The sequence below is a fragment of the Pseudomonas sp. BNK-30 genome (assembly GCF_047456185.1).
GTDB lineage: Bacteria > Pseudomonadota > Gammaproteobacteria > Pseudomonadales > Pseudomonadaceae > Aquipseudomonas > Aquipseudomonas putida_E.
Genome location: NZ_CP179904.1, coordinates 2,071,363 through 2,085,089 on the forward strand (window position 1 = coordinate 2,071,363; position 13,727 = coordinate 2,085,089).

Genomic DNA, 13,727 nt, shown 5'->3' on the forward strand with positions numbered 1-13,727 from the left:
CCACAGCCCCGCTAAGCTTCCCCCATCGCAAACGACCACCGAGGAGAAGCAGATGCAGTACGTCAAGTTGGGCAACACCGGCCTGGATGTTTCGAAACTGTGCCTGGGCTGCATGACCTTCGGCGAGCCGGGCGCCGGCACCCACCCCTGGACCCTCGGCGAAGCCGACAGCCGCCCGATCATCCGCCACGCCGTGGAGCAAGGCATCAACTTCTTCGACACCGCCAACAGCTACTCGGCCGGCACCTCGGAGCTGATCCTGGGCAAGCTGCTGAAGGCGTTCACCCGCCGCGAAGAAACCGTGATCGCCACCAAGGTGTTCTTCCCGGCCAACATGTGGGAAGGCAGCACCCGGCCCAACGAACAGGGCCTGTCACGCAAGGCGATCATGGCCAACATCGACGCCAGCCTCACCCGCCTTGGGACCGACTATGTCGACCTGTACCAGATCCACCGCTGGGACTACCACACCCCGATCGAGGAGACCATGGAGGCGCTGCACGATGTGGTCAAAGCCGGCAAGGCGCGCTACATCGGCGCATCCTCGATGTATGCCTGGCAGTTCGCCAAAGCCCAGCAGGTGGCGGCCAGCAACGGCTGGAGCCGCTTCGTGTCGATGCAGAACTACCTCAACCTGATCTACCGCGAGGAAGAGCGCGAAATGATCCCGCTGTGCCTGGACCAGGGCGTGGGCCTGATGCCCTGGAGCCCGATGGCCCGCGGCCGGCTGACCCGCCCGCATGGCCAGCAGACTGAACGTACCCGCACCGACATTTCCGGCCGGTCGTTCTATGAAAAAACCGAAGTGGAAGACGGCCGGGTGATCGATGTGGTCGAACAGATAGCCCGCGAGCGTGGCGTGCCCATGGCGCAGGTGGCGCTGGCCTGGGTACTGGGCAAGCGAGGGGTTTCGGCGCCGATCGTGGGCGCGTCGAAGGTGGCGCAGCTCGATGATGCGATTGGCGCGTTGCAGTTCGAGCTCAGCGCCGAAGAAGTGGAGCGCCTGCAAGCGCCCTACGTGCCGCATGCCGTGACGGGCTTCAAGTAGGCCTGCCCGGGCCTCACCAGCGGCATACCGATGCCCGCACAGGTACTGCACCCAGGCAGGTGCAGTACCTCAATAGCCCGTCATTTCCAGATACCCACGCCCCTGCTCACCCACACGCACCGGGCCTTCCCAGTAAGGGAAGCGCGTGCCCATCCAGGCCTTGGGCTCCAGCGCATCAACCTCGACATCCACCTGTACCGCTGGCACCTTGACCCGCCAACGGGTGGGCACCTTTTTGCCATTGTCCTGCCGCGTCCAGGCAAGCGGTGTCAGCTCGATTTGCCCGCCCTGCAGCGCACGCGCCTGCCCCTGGGCATCGACCCAGGTGCCCGCGCGGTAAGGCGGCCCGTGATCCTCGCGCACCTGGAACAGCATCAGCTTGGCGCCCGTGCCCAGGTGCAGCGAAAACCAGTCCCAGCCACTTTGCCCGGCGGCCAACGGCTGGCTGCTCCATTCCCGGTCAAGCCAGGCCTGCCCTGTGACGGCGACCCGCTGCCCCTCGCGCTCGACCTCGCCACTAACCGTGTAGAACGGCTGGCTGTAGTAGTACGACGCCTGGCCCTTGCCGGATTTTTCGCTGTAACCCTGCACACCGTGCAGCAGCAGCGGCTGATCACTGGTGAGGGCAAGGTCATAACCAAACCCTTGGCCCCTGGCCCGCATCTGCAGGCGGTCGACTCCGGGTTTGCCCTGCAGCGACCAGTCGTTGATCCACGCCCGGAACGGTTGTGCCTCGACGCCCGCCTGGCCAACCCCACCGCGCGCGAGCGTTTCACTGACCTGGTGGCCGCCCGGGCCGGTCAGCGCGGCGTGGCCCATCCACAGGTTGGGGCTGTTCCAGTTCCAGGTCTCAGGCCCAGGCCGCAAGGCCGAGCGGAACAACGTCCATTGCACACCCCAGTCACGGCCCTGGGCATCGCGCAGGTTGGCGGTGACGTACCACCATTCGATACGAAAGCCCCCATGCGCGCCATGGTCACGTGGAAATTCCAGCGCATGCCCTGGTATCACCTGCCTGAACGCCGCCGCATCGTCACCCAGGCCCGCATAACTCTTGGGTTCTGGCGCAGGCGGGTCGCACCCTGCCAGCAGCAGGCAAGCCATCAATAGCAAGGTTTCAGCTCTCATCGGCAAATTGCCTCAACAGCGCGCCTGGCTGGCTGCGTGCCAGTTGCCACAACGGCCAGGCACTGGCCAGCAGGCTGGTCAACAGGCCCAGCACGGCCAGCTGCACCAGTTGCCCGGTAAATACATGCCAAGGCAGACGCCAGCCGAACGCCTGCACATTCACCACCGCCACCAGGCACCAGGCCAGCAGCAGGCCCAAGGGGATCGCCAGCAGCACGGTGAAGCAGCTGAGCATCAGCGTTTGCCCCAGGCTCAGCCAGGCCAGCCAGCGCCGTGGTACACCCAAGGCCCACAACGGCGCCAACTGCCCCAGGCGGCGCTGGCTCAAGGTCAGCTGGCTGATGAACAACGCCACGCCGGCAACCCCCAGGGTCAGGCTGTTCAATGCCGCCGTGACCGCAAAGGTGCGGCTGAACACCTCGCTGGACCAGGCTTTGAGGCGGGCCTGCTCCACCACCTGATTGTCATCCAGGGCATAGCGCCGTTGCAGTTCATCCTTCAGCGCAGCCACCCGTTCAGGCGGCACTAGCAGGCTGAAACCCGCGAGGCTGGCCGCTGGTGCATGGCTACCCAACCAACCGGCGTTGACCAGCACATGGCCCTTGGGGTTGCCATAGTCGGCATAAACGCCCACCACGGTCATGGCCTGGGGCGGCTCGCCAGGCAACTGCAGCGTCTGCCCTACAGCCAGGCCAAGGCGCCGGGCAAGTTGCTCGCTGAGCATTGCACCACGGCCGGCGGCCAGCGCCTGCCAGGCGCCCGGTGCCTGCTGCAGCAGTGGCCAGTGCTGGCGGTAGAACGGGTGATCATCCACCCCCTGTACCTGCACCGGCCACTGCTGCAGGCGCCAGTCCACCCGCCAGCTGGGCAGCACCGCGCTGACGGTACGGTCTGCCAGCAAGCGCGCGTAGATCTGCTGCGCCTGCGCGCTGTCGCGGGGCGTGACGTACACATCGGCGGCCAGGCGCTGGTCCAGCCAGCCGATGAAGGTGCGGCGAAAGCCTTCGGTCATGCCGCCAACCCCGACACTGGCGGCCAAGGCCAGCAACAGCGCCATCAACGCCAGGCTCAAGGCCGGCAGTTGCTGGCGGCTGTCGGCAACGAACCACTGCGCCAGCGGGCGCTTGCACACCCGCGCCAGGCCGCCGAGCAAGAGCGCCAGCAACCCCGGCAACACCAGCGCCGCCGCCAGCAGCAAAGCCGCCAGCATGCCGAATGCACTGGGCAGCCCATTGCCCAGGTAGCCGCAGCCCGCCGCCACCATCAGCAGCACAGCGCCGGCGACACCCTGGCGCCGCAACCACGGCACTTGCGCCAGGCGCCAGGCCTGGGGCTGCGCCAAGGCCAGCAATGGCAGGCGCGCGGCACGCAGCAGGCTGTCGAGCCCCGCCAGCAGCGCGCCCAACAGGCTGACGGCAATGCCTGCCAGCCACCACGTGGCCGGCAAGTGCAACTCCCCCGCCACCTGGGCGCCATAAAGCCCGCGCAAGCTGGAGGCGAAATCAGGCAGCATCAGTGCGGCCAGCAGGTAACCTGCAGCCACGCCTGCCACGCCGCCCAGCACGGCAAACAACCCCAGCTCCAGGGCAAGGGCTGCCAGCAGCACCTGCAAGCTCACGCCGCAAGCGCGCAAGGTGCGGATCAACCCGCGCCGCTGTTCCAGCGCCAGGCCAATGGCCGCATGGGCAATGAACAGCCCCACCACGAAGGCCAGCAGGCCGAGGGCGGTGAGGTTCAGGTGAAAGCTGGCGGTCAGCCGCTGCAGGTCGGCATCATCCCCGGGCGGCTGCAGCTTCAGCCTCGCCGCAATGTCGCTCGGCAGTGGCTGGTCACTGTCGCTGAGCAGCCACGACAATTGCCCGGGGGCATTGAGCAAGGCCTGCGCCTGGCCGATGTCGACCACCACCACACCCGGTGCCAGCTGCGCATGCAGGGTAAGCGGCGGCAATACTTGCCCGTCCACCGTGGTCAGCTGCTCGCCGGGTTGGCGCCCCAGCTGGCGCAGCGTGTCCGGGCCCACCCACGCTTGCCCCGGCGTACCCACGAACGCCTGCAGGTCAAAACCCTGCACATTGGCACCGGCAACGGCCATGCCCGGCAACAGGCCAAGCGGCTCGATCCCGACCAGGCGCAGCGCAACCTGCGGCGCTGCAGCCAGGCGCAAGCGCCCTTCCAGCACCGGTGTTACCGGCCAGCCCAGCCTGCGCAATTGCACATACAGCGCCTGGTCGAAGCGCTGCCCCGAACGTGCCACCAGTTGCGGGCGGGCAGGCCCGGCGAGCACCGCACTGGCTTGTGCATAGTCGTTGCGCGCCTGGGTGTTGAGCGCCTGAACGCCGGCCCACAGGGCCGTGGCCAGCCACAAACCGGTGAAGATGCTGATGCACTGCAGCCGGTGACGCCACCAATGGCTGCACAGGGCCTGCACGGTGATCCGTAAGCTGTTCATCACCCCTGCACCCGGCCCATCTGCAGCACGCAGCGGCGCTGCAGCATGGCGGCCAGGCGCTGGCTGTGGGTCACCATCAGCACGCTGCTACCCGCCTCGTGCACCAGCTGCAGCAGCAGCGCCAACACCTCGTCGCTGCTGGCCTCGTCAAGGCTGCCGGTGGGTTCGTCGGCCAGCAGCAGCAAGGGCCTGCTGGCCAGCGCGCGGCCGATGGCAACGCGCTGCTGCTGCCCGCCAGACAGTTGCTCCGGGTAGCGTTGCAGCAACGGGGCCAGCCCCAACCGGGTGGCCAGGTGCGTTACCCAGGCCGGGTCATGGCGCCCCGCCAGGCGCGCCTGGAAGGCCAGGTTGGCGGCCACGTCCAGGCTGCTGATGAGGTTGTACTGCTGGAACACCAGGCCGATGCCCTCGCGCCGCCAACGTGCCAAGGCAGCTTCGCCGCGGTTGTCCAGGGGTTGGCCATCGATCAGGATGCGCCCGCTGTCAGCGCGGTCCAGGCCGGCCAGCAGGTGCAGCAAGGTGCTCTTGCCGCTGCCGGATTCGCCCATCAGGGCCAGGCTGCTGCCGCGTGCCAGCGTCAGGTCCACCCCGCGCAGCACCTGCAGCGGGCCTTGGGCGGTGGCGAACGACTTGCACAGGTTCTCGACGACCAACATTGGGGGGGCCTTATTTGCCGGGTCAGACTGTAGGCATAGCTGCAAACGCCGCTTTGGGGCAAATGGCTTGTGCTGTTTTCACTGGCCTCATCGCCGGCAAGCCGGCTCCTACAGACCGCTATCGAGTGCAGTGGGCTCCCGGTGGGAGCCGGCTTGCCGGCGATGAGGCCGGTACAGCCGCCTCAGTTCACCAATGCGTGCTGCACCTGCCCCACCGTCGCCGCCAAGCTGTTCAGGTGCAAGCTCAGCACCCGCTCCACCGGTGCCTGGTCCAGCGGCCAGTGCAGCGCAATGCTGCCCGCCAGCCGCCCCTCCACCCGCACCGGTAAGGCAATCGCCCGGATCAGGAAAGGCAAGCGCACGGGGTATTCCCAAAACCCTTCGGTGCGCTGGCCAAAGCCTTTGTGCCCATCGGCCTCGATATCGCGCAACAGTGCTTCATCGCCCACCCGCTCATGCGTCGCCAGGCGCTGCACCTCAGCCGGCGCCAGCTCCTTCAGGCACGCCCGGCCCATGGCCGAGTGAAACAAGCTGGCATGCTGCCCGACGAGCTGGCAGTTGTGCGGGTAGCGCTTGCGCAGCACCTGCGGAATGGCGCTTTCCATCACCTCCAGCCGCTCGCCGTCGAAAGAAGAAAGGTCCGCCACCAACCCGGTGCGCTCGCAAAGCTCCAGCAGCAGCGGCGCCGCGCGTTCCACCAGTTGGCGCTTCAAGCGCAGCTGGCGGTCGCCAAACAGGCGCCGGGCACACAAGCGGTAACGGCGGTCGCTCAGGCCACGGTAAACCCAACCCTGTTCCTGCAAGGTGGCAAGCATGCGCGATACCGTGGCCTTGGGCAGTGCCGTCAGGTAGTGCAGCTCTTCGAGCCCCAGCGCCTGGTGCTCGCCAAGCAGTTCAACGATCGCCAGTGCCCGCTCCACCGAGCGCACGCCACCGCTGTCTGCGGTAATACCCATGGGTTCGACCTCCCTGTCTGTGCGTGGTTGGTCATCATGCCCAGCAAGATACGGGCCTGCCCAGGGCTTTCAGCGCGCCTGCAAACACCCAGGCGGCCGCCGCGCTACCCAGCGCGTCAGTTGTTCATGGGCATAGGCCAGTTGCAGCACGGCGTGATCGGCCTGGGCCGGGCCTATGATCTGCAGGCCCATCGGCAGCCCGGCGGCGTTGAAACCCACCGGCACGCTCATGCTCGGCAGGCCGGCCAAGGTCGGGCCAATCACCACCTCCATCCAGCGGTGGTAGGTGTCCATGGCCTGCCCGCCAACCACCTTCGGCCATGGCTCGGCTGCGTCGAATGGGAACACCTGGGCAGCCGGCAACAGCAAATAATCGTAACGCTCGAACAATTTACCCAGCGCCTGGTACCACGCGCTGCGGTCCAGCGAGGCCTGGTAAACGTCCGCCGCGGTCAGGCGCAGGCCGCCCTCCACTTCCCACTGCGCCTCAGGCTTGAGCATTGCGCGTTTGCCCGGGTCGGCATACGCCGCGCCCAGGTTGCCGTGCACCAGGAAGTGGCGATGGGTGAGCCAGCATTGCCATAAACGCCCCAGGTCGAACCCAGGCTGGCACGCCTCGACCTCGCAGCCCAGCTCGGCGAAGTCTGCCAGCGCCGCCTGGCACAGGCCCATCACCCCCTCGTCCATCGGCAGGTAGCCGTCAAAGTTGCCCAGCCAGCCAAGCCGTACACCCTTGAAATCGCGCTGCAACCCGGCGGCAAAGTCACGTGGGCCGTCACTGAGCGACAGGGGCGCGCGCGGGTCGTGCCCGGCCTGCACCGACAGCAACCGCGCCACGTCCGTCACCGTGCGCCCCATCGGCCCCTCGGTGGCCAGCTGCTGCACGAACAGCTCCGGCGTTGGCCCGTACGGCACCCGCCCTTGCGAGGGGCGCAGGCCGAACACGTTGTTGAACGCTGCCGGGTTACGCAGCGAGCCCATCATGTCGCTGCCATCGGCCACCGGCAGCAGGCGCATGGCCAGCGCCGCTGCGGCGCCGCCACTGCTGCCGCCTGCCACACGGCGGTGGTCGTAGGCATTGGTGGTGGTGCCGAACAGCGTGTTGTAGCTCTGCGAGCCCAAGCCGAATTCCGGCACATTGCTTTTGCCGACAATGATCGCCCCGCTCGCCCGCACCCGCGCCACGCTGATGGCGTCATGCACCGGCACCTGCTCGGCAAACAGCGGCGAGCCCAGCGTCGTGCGCAGCCCCGCCGTGGCCGCCAGGTCTTTGACTGCCTGCGGCATGCCATGCATCCAGCCACGCGACTGGCCGGCGGCCAGCTCGCGGTCGCGCACCTCAGCCTCGGCCAGCAGCACCGCGCCCTCGCGCAGCGACACCAGCGCATTGACCTGCGGGTTGAAGCGCTCGATATGGCCCAGGTAGGCCTGCATCACTTCACGGCACGACAACTGGCGCGCGTGGATCGCCTCGGACAGCGCCTGGGCATCGAGGGCGACGATCGGGTCGATGGCTAACGGGTTCACGGTTTAACTCCAAGGTTGAAAGCGACAGCCTTGCCAGCGCGGGGTGCTTCTTTCAGGCAATAGGTGCCCAGCAGCGTCAACAGGCAGGCGAACAGCACATAGAACGACGGCGCCACCGGGGTGCCGAGCACCTTGCTCAGCCAAGTGACAATCAACGGAGCAAAGCCGCCGAACACCATCACCGCCACGTTATAAGCCACCGACACCCCGGTGGAGCGCACCTCGATCGGGAACTGCTCGGCCAAGGCGGTTGGCGCCGGGCCGAAGAAGCCGCCAATGGCGGTGCACAGCAGCAGTTGCATCACCAGCAGGCGCTCGATCGACGGCGCTGCGGCCACCCACACGTACAGCGGGTACACCATCACGAAAAATGCCAGGGTAAAGGCCATCAGCACCGGCCGCCGGCCAAGCCGGTCCGACAGCGCTCCGGCCAGGGGGATGACCACGGTCATCAGGCCCACGGCCAGCATCTGCACCAGCAGCACCTGGTCCAGTGGCAGGCCAAGGTTTTTGTGGGCGAAGGTGGGCATGTTCACCAGCACTACGTAAAACGACACCGTCGCACCACAGGCCAGGCCCATCGAGACCAAAAGGCTGCGCCGATGCTCCCGCAGCACCTGCCACAGGCCGGGCGCCTGGCCCTTGGCCTGCTTGCGCGCCTCCAGGAATTCCTCGGGTTCTTCCATGTGCTTGCGAATCCACAGCCCCACCGGGCCGATCAGCAAACCGATCACGAACGGAATCCGCCAGCCCCAGCTGTCCAGCGCCTCAGGCGTGCACAGGTGGGTCACCAGCGCGACCATCCCCGCCCCGCTGAACACCGCCAGGCACTGCCCCACCAGCTGCCACGAGCCGTATAGCCCCTTGCGGTGGGCCGGTGCGCTTTCCACCAGAAACGCCGTTGCACTGGCGTACTCACCGCCCGTGGCAAAGCCCTGCAGCATGCGCGCCACCACGATCAACAGCGGCGCGCCCATGCCAATGGCCAGGTAGCTGGGGGCAAAGGCGATCATGGCGATGGACACCGTCATCAGGCGGATGATCAGTTGCATCGCCGCCTTGCGCCCCTTGCGATCGGAATAGATACCCAGCAGCACCCCGCCCACCGGCCGCATGAAAAAGCCCACGCCGAAGGTGGCCAAGGCCATCAGCAGCGAGGCGTACTCGTCGTCGGAGGGGAAGAACTGGCGGGCGATGATGCTGGCCAGAAAGCCGTACACGATAAAGTCATACCATTCCAGGGCATTACCGATGACCGCCGCGACCACTTGCCGGGTACGCGACGCGCCTGTGTGTGAAGTCTGCATGCGGAACACTCCATCAATCTGTTGGCCAGAAACGGCGGCGGGCTGCAGCTTGAAGCTTCCCTAGTTGAGCCAGCGCTCGGTCAGGGCGCCCCAGTAGGCGGCGCCGGTCAGCAGGATGTCGTCGTTGAAGTCGTAGGCAGGGTTGTGCACCATCGGCCGCTGCACGCCGTTGCCGATGAACAGGTAGGCCCCGGGGCAGCGCTGTAGCATCCAGGCGAAGTCTTCGCTGCCCATCAGCTTGCGGGTGTTGCCGTCCACCGCCTCGGCGCCGAGCAGCTCGACGCCGACCTGGTGGGCAAAGGCGTTTTCGTCGGCGTGGTTGACCAGCACCGGGTACGCCGGGCGGTGTTCGATGCTGGCGGTGCAGCCGTAACTTTGGGCCTGGCTGAGGATGATCGCCTGCACCCGCTCCAGGGTCTGCGCGCGCACCTCGGCGTTCAGCGCACGCAAGCTCAAACGCAGCAACGCCTGCTGCGGGATCACGTTGGCCGCCTCGCCTGCCTGCAGTGCGCCCACCGTTACCACGGCCGCCTCCTGCGCATCGATATTGCGCGCCACCACGGTTTGCAGGGCCATCACCACACTGGCTGCGGCCACCAACGGGTCGACCGTCAGGTGCGGCATGGAGCCATGCCCGCCGACGCCTTCGATGGTCACGGTGAGCAGGTCCTGCGAAGCCATCATCGGCCCTTCTCGAAAGCCCAGGTGCCCCGCCGGCAACCCCGGCATGTTGTGCATGCCGAACAGGGCGTCACACGGGAAGCGCTCCAGCAGCCCATCGGCGAGCATCGCCTCGGCGCCGCCCTGGCCTTCCTCGGCCGGCTGGAAGATCAGCGTCAGCGTGCCATCGAACTGGCGCGTGGCCGCCAAGTAGCGTGCCGCGCCCAGCAGCATGGTGGTGTGCCCGTCGTGGCCGCAGGCGTGCATGCAGCCCTGATGGCGGCTGGTGTATTCAGCGCCGGTGGCTTCTACGATGGGCAGCGCGTCCATGTCGGCACGCAGGCCCAGTTTGCGTGGGCTGCTGCCATTGCGCAGCACGCCGACCACACCGGTTTTGCCGATGCCGGTGTGCACTTCGTAGCCCCAGTCTTTGAGCAGTTGCGCGACCAGGGCCGCGGTGCGGCTTTCTTCGAAACCGAGTTCGGGGTGGGCGTGGATATCGTGGCGGATGGCGTGCAGGTCGCTGGCCACGTCGTTGAGCCAGGCCAGGATGTGCTGGTGTTGCTGCATGTGGAATCTCCTCGCGCGGGTGGGTCCCGTTCTTGTTGTTCGCTTTGAGATCACGACGGTTTGGGCAGGTCGTGGTTGCGGACAGATAAGCGCGAGTGGGGCGGGAGCACAATTGAATGTGGTTTCACGTGGTGGAACATCACATGGGCGGGGATGTTTTCCTACAGAAAACGGCTGAAAAAATCAGATTAATTCCCTTTCTTGTAGTCCGTTTCCCAAAGATACTGCCGACGCCTGTTTTTCGTTGCACGCGCTAAACGTGGGCCATAGTCTCGGCCGGTCGCTGCCAATTCAGCGACCGGCTTTGACAGGCCGTCGATTGTTGTCCGTGTGCATACGCTTATGGCGGCTGTACGTGCGGGCACCTTCGTGTGCGCCGAGTGCCAACAATCTCGGTCTGTCAACCCGCGTACAGCTGCCTCCCTCTTGTTTGACAGCAAGGCGGCTTGCAGCTCAACCATTGTTGGAGCGTAAGCATGCTGAAGATAGTCCCCGATCCACCCCACACTTCCCACTCCCTGGAAGACACACTCATGATGGCTGCGGACTACGCACTTTGCGCAGAAGCCGTTGCCCAGCAGGCGATGATGATGCAACCCAAATCGCCCTCCTCCTTGTTGATCATGACCTCCATGCACGAGCTCGAAACCTTGCGCAAATTGCTTGAGGTGGCCTTGGCGCAAGTGCAAATGCCGACAGAGCCGAGAACGCTGCACTAAGTCGCATCATGTCAGGCCTGGCCTGGCTCTTTCAAAGGCTAACCACTCGCACGGCGCCGCCCCTGAGGTTGTAGACGACCCTTAGGCGCTCGGTGAACCCGTGTGGGCCCGGCTTGCCAGCGAAAGGGCCAGCCCAGGCACCCGCATTTTCAGGGAGCCAACCAATGCCAAAAGACGGCACAAACGAATACACCACACCCGGCAAAACCATGTTCTACCAGGCAGAGGGCAAAACCCAACCCCTGTTCTGCATCGCCCCAGGCATCCCCTGCCAAGATGCCCGGGAGCAAGCCTCGGAGCTGATGGGGTGTGTGCGCGACCTGACCATCACCGGGCTGATGGAAGAAAACCCGCAACTGATCTGGGCGTCCTATTACCTGAGCGCGCTGGCCAAGGCGCTGCTGGATGATGCCGAGTTGGGGATGCAGCGGTAGGTATCCAATCTTCAGTCTGGCCTCTCGTGTGACAGGTTGTGCTGGGCCAGCTCTGTGTGTGTTCAGGTGCAATGGCATAAGTGATGAAAGGTGAGGCCGAGGGCACTCCAGGCAGCGTACCGGGTTTGTTCACTTTCTAGGCGGTTGCGTTGCTTGAGTATGTTGCAGGGTACTTGAGCGGATGCTTTGCCATCACGTCGTCGGCTGAGCTGAAGCTGCGCACGGTGTCGCCGTTGCGGTTGATCACCGTGCTGAGCTGGCCGTGTTCGTCGTAGCGGTATTGAGCCAGGGTTTCGACCGCTTCGTTATTCACCACCCGTTTGATGTCGGTCAGCCGGCCCAGCGGATGTTAGTAATGCAGGTGCACGCGGGTGCCGCCGGTGGCGCTGATGTCGGTCAGCGTGCCTTCGGCGGTGGGGTGAAGTGCAGGAAGTGGCCGAGGGCGTTTTCGATGCGTTGCAGCGGCACGTCTCACAATGAGATTTCAGTGACATGCTATTACACCTGAGCCCTAACAAAATAAACAAAAAAGGGACCATTAGAGCCCCTTCTAATTTCAATAACCCCATTTATTAAAGATCATATCGCAACACCAGACCATTTAATCAAGAACTTTTCGACACCTAAGCCAGCCATACCGGAGGCACAGATCACGGCCGATCAGCCATAAACATTTTCCTCTTGTGCTTTTTCAATGAAAATATCTTGCAAATCACCTTGAATCTCTTCACTATCGCAAATCAATACAAAGTCCTCTACCAGATTATCTAGATAATGAACCCCATCTAAGGTTCCGAGAATGACGGAGGCACTATCTGCAATGACTAGCTTGAGAAAACCAATAACATCTTGCTTTTGAGTGTTGTCAAGTAGTGACAAAGCATTTCGTGCACGCGCATATGCATCATCATCCTTGTTGACTGGCTTTAGGAGCGCCTCTTTGTATTGTTCAAAGTTTTTGTAAAAAAGCTCGCCAAACACTGCCTCTACAAACTGTTTGTCTTTCATGCCACACAACCCTTTATTTACGCACCCCAGGATACATTAATTTATTTAGAGCTATCAGCTCATGAAATTCTGAATTGGTGACATCCGAATAAACGCGCCATAGCGCCTAAGACCCCGCACCACAAAATCTATCCTCGTTGTGCTAATTTTCAGCATTAAGCACCAGAAAAAAACAACGCTGGCCCTGCCACTGGCTAGGCCGCACCAACGCAGCTGCATATTTTTAAGGATCTGGCGTAACGAACAACAATAGAAAATACCTTACTCCTTGCAAAACACACTCAAAACCTTCAAATATCTCTCAACTCAGTCCATGCATCATACGAGTAAGTATCATCAACTATTTCAAACGAAACACCCTTCAAGCCAGTTGCCGCTGACTTAAAGCTCTCACTACAAAATAGTTCTAAGGTTTCCTGGCATCTAAAAATTTCCGACTGCAGCTCCGAGGAAACTACAAACTTACTTATAGCATCAATATTCACAGCCCCAGGATATATATGACTTTCAATTTCGAGGCCGGTTTCTAGGTCCTTGGATGCCTCGAACAACGACTCAGCCTTATCCAGAGCCGCCAAACTTTCACCAGGAAGGAAAATAAAAAAATCTCCTTTTCTAGACTGTTCCTTATAGGTTATTTCCAAAGGAATAGCCTTGTACTCTCCCCCGACCTTATCGCAAGCCTCTAAAAACCTTTTAGAAACATAGGTATCACCTATGCTATAGTAATCAAACTCCAACTCAGATAACTCCATTTCCAATCCGGACAGCTTTAAAACATATTTCTTTTCTACACTCAACCCCATAGGGTTTGGTTCAAGTGGATCCCATTCAAATTCAGTAAAATTAAAGAAGCCCGACAGCACGACTGGACAGCCACTATCTTTCGGATTATAGCGCAAAACGTAATAATTAGAACTACTCACAAAAGCCTCTCAGTGATCGTATCCACTACAAATGTATTATTTGTAAGGTTTTCTCTCGCGAAACTTTGAATTTTACCTATACCTAAGACCAATTGCGCATCAGAAATCTTACCAGCCCTAAAGGCGTCATTCAAAGCAGAAACCTTAGTCTCCACGATCTTAGTATATTTAGCATGATTTGACCAATGCCCAGGCAAATCTATATTTTGCGTTAACTTCTTACTACCCGGTAAAAATACACCATTGGAAGCACCATCATCATTAAAACCCATTGATCGAAGTTTGCTAAACATTTTCGCGTAACGAGGCTTTTTCATGATTTCTTCGGGGGATTAAATG

General features: G+C 62.5%; 13 protein-coding genes and 1 pseudogene. 3 read left to right on the plus strand and 11 right to left on the minus strand.

Features of this window, described 5'->3' with window-relative positions; translation table 11 throughout:
- The first annotated feature begins 52 nt into the window (after nt 1-52).
- Nucleotides 53-1,048, plus strand: a complete 996-nt coding sequence (locus ACMGGN_RS09695; protein WP_039601454.1) for an aldo/keto reductase — start codon at nt 53-55, stop codon at nt 1,046-1,048.
- Between the two features lie 69 nt (nt 1,049-1,117).
- Here the strand turns inward: ACMGGN_RS09695 and ACMGGN_RS09700 are convergent, their stop codons facing one another.
- From ACMGGN_RS09700 to ACMGGN_RS09730, 7 genes are all read right to left on the minus strand, one after another.
- Nucleotides 1,118-2,176, minus strand: a complete 1,059-nt coding sequence (locus tag ACMGGN_RS09700; RefSeq protein WP_174141363.1) for a lipocalin-like domain-containing protein — start codon at nt 2,174-2,176, stop codon at nt 1,118-1,120.
- Nucleotides 2,166-4,625, minus strand: coding sequence for an ABC transporter permease (locus ACMGGN_RS09705; RefSeq protein ID WP_414156709.1), 2,460 nt, complete (start codon nt 4,623-4,625; stop codon nt 2,166-2,168). Before ACMGGN_RS09705 ends, ACMGGN_RS09700 begins: the two co-directional genes overlap by 11 nt.
- Entirely contained in the window at nt 4,625-5,281 is a 657-nt protein-coding gene (locus ACMGGN_RS09710; protein ID WP_125923090.1) for an ABC transporter ATP-binding protein, read from the minus strand. Before ACMGGN_RS09710 ends, ACMGGN_RS09705 begins: the two co-directional genes overlap by 1 nt.
- A 182-nt stretch (nt 5,282-5,463) precedes the next feature.
- Nucleotides 5,464-6,237: an IclR family transcriptional regulator gene (locus tag ACMGGN_RS09715; protein ID WP_115274961.1), complete on the minus strand. Its 774-nt coding sequence runs from the start codon at nt 6,235-6,237 to the stop codon at nt 5,464-5,466.
- Nucleotides 6,238-6,306: 69 nt separating this feature from the next.
- A complete protein-coding gene (locus tag ACMGGN_RS09720; protein WP_414156710.1) occupies nt 6,307-7,764 on the minus strand; it encodes an amidase in 1,458 nt (485 codons plus the stop codon).
- Complete coding sequence (locus tag ACMGGN_RS09725) at nt 7,761-9,071, minus strand: citrate-proton symporter (protein WP_046786359.1); 1,311 nt, start codon at nt 9,069-9,071, stop codon at nt 7,761-7,763. The genes ACMGGN_RS09720 and ACMGGN_RS09725 overlap by 4 nt, the downstream gene beginning before the upstream one ends.
- A 60-nt stretch (nt 9,072-9,131) precedes the next feature.
- A complete protein-coding gene (locus ACMGGN_RS09730) occupies nt 9,132-10,301 on the minus strand; it encodes a M20 aminoacylase family protein (protein ID WP_115274964.1) in 1,170 nt (389 codons plus the stop codon).
- Nucleotides 10,302-10,777: 476 nt separating this feature from the next.
- On the opposite strand from ACMGGN_RS09730, the gene ACMGGN_RS09735 reads away from it, so the two are divergent.
- Nucleotides 10,778-11,020, plus strand: a complete 243-nt coding sequence (locus tag ACMGGN_RS09735) for a hypothetical protein (protein WP_115274965.1) — start codon at nt 10,778-10,780, stop codon at nt 11,018-11,020.
- A 164-nt stretch (nt 11,021-11,184) separates the two neighbouring features.
- Nucleotides 11,185-11,454 (plus strand): DUF3077 domain-containing protein, encoded by a 270-nt coding sequence (locus ACMGGN_RS09740; RefSeq protein WP_281869777.1) that lies wholly within the window; start codon nt 11,185-11,187, stop codon nt 11,452-11,454.
- Between the two features lie 181 nt (nt 11,455-11,635).
- On the opposite strand, the pseudogene ACMGGN_RS09745 reads toward ACMGGN_RS09740, so the two are convergent.
- From ACMGGN_RS09745 to ACMGGN_RS09760, 4 genes and pseudogenes are all read right to left on the minus strand, one after another.
- Nucleotides 11,636-11,925 (minus strand): annotated as a pseudogene (locus tag ACMGGN_RS09745) (hypothetical protein); the annotation flags it as partial.
- 189 nt (nt 11,926-12,114) lie between these two features.
- A complete protein-coding gene (locus ACMGGN_RS09750; RefSeq protein ID WP_414156711.1) occupies nt 12,115-12,462 on the minus strand; it encodes a hypothetical protein in 348 nt (115 codons plus the stop codon).
- Nucleotides 12,463-12,752: 290 nt separating this feature from the next.
- Nucleotides 12,753-13,388, minus strand: a complete 636-nt coding sequence (locus tag ACMGGN_RS09755) for an imm11 family protein (protein ID WP_414156712.1) — start codon at nt 13,386-13,388, stop codon at nt 12,753-12,755.
- Nucleotides 13,385-13,705, minus strand: coding sequence for an AHH domain-containing protein (locus ACMGGN_RS09760; protein WP_414156713.1), 321 nt, complete (start codon nt 13,703-13,705; stop codon nt 13,385-13,387). The genes ACMGGN_RS09755 and ACMGGN_RS09760 overlap by 4 nt, the downstream gene beginning before the upstream one ends.
- Nucleotides 13,706-13,727 lie beyond the last annotated feature (22 nt).

Excerpts from the sequence above, each read along its gene's own strand:
- ACMGGN_RS09750 (WP_414156711.1), bottom strand. The coding sequence starts at position 12,462 with ATGAAAGACAAACAGTTTGTAGAGGCAGTGTTTGGCGAGCTTTTTTAC.
- ACMGGN_RS09725 (WP_046786359.1), bottom strand. The coding sequence starts at position 9,071 with ATGCAGACTTCACACACAGGCGCGTCGCGTACCCGGCAAGTGGTCGCG.
- ACMGGN_RS09730 (WP_115274964.1), bottom strand. The coding sequence starts at position 10,301 with ATGCAGCAACACCAGCACATCCTGGCCTGGCTCAACGACGTGGCCAGC.
- ACMGGN_RS09740 (WP_281869777.1), top strand. The coding sequence starts at position 11,185 with ATGCCAAAAGACGGCACAAACGAATACACCACACCCGGCAAAACCATG.
- ACMGGN_RS09735 (WP_115274965.1), top strand. The coding sequence starts at position 10,778 with ATGCTGAAGATAGTCCCCGATCCACCCCACACTTCCCACTCCCTGGAA.
- ACMGGN_RS09715 (WP_115274961.1), bottom strand. The coding sequence starts at position 6,237 with ATGGGTATTACCGCAGACAGCGGTGGCGTGCGCTCGGTGGAGCGGGCA.
- ACMGGN_RS09695 (WP_039601454.1), top strand. The coding sequence starts at position 53 with ATGCAGTACGTCAAGTTGGGCAACACCGGCCTGGATGTTTCGAAACTG.
- ACMGGN_RS09705 (WP_414156709.1), bottom strand. The coding sequence starts at position 4,625 with ATGAACAGCTTACGGATCACCGTGCAGGCCCTGTGCAGCCATTGGTGG.
- ACMGGN_RS09760 (WP_414156713.1), bottom strand. The coding sequence starts at position 13,705 with ATGAAAAAGCCTCGTTACGCGAAAATGTTTAGCAAACTTCGATCAATG.
- ACMGGN_RS09700 (WP_174141363.1), bottom strand. The coding sequence starts at position 2,176 with ATGAGAGCTGAAACCTTGCTATTGATGGCTTGCCTGCTGCTGGCAGGG.
- ACMGGN_RS09710 (WP_125923090.1), bottom strand. The coding sequence starts at position 5,281 with ATGTTGGTCGTCGAGAACCTGTGCAAGTCGTTCGCCACCGCCCAAGGC.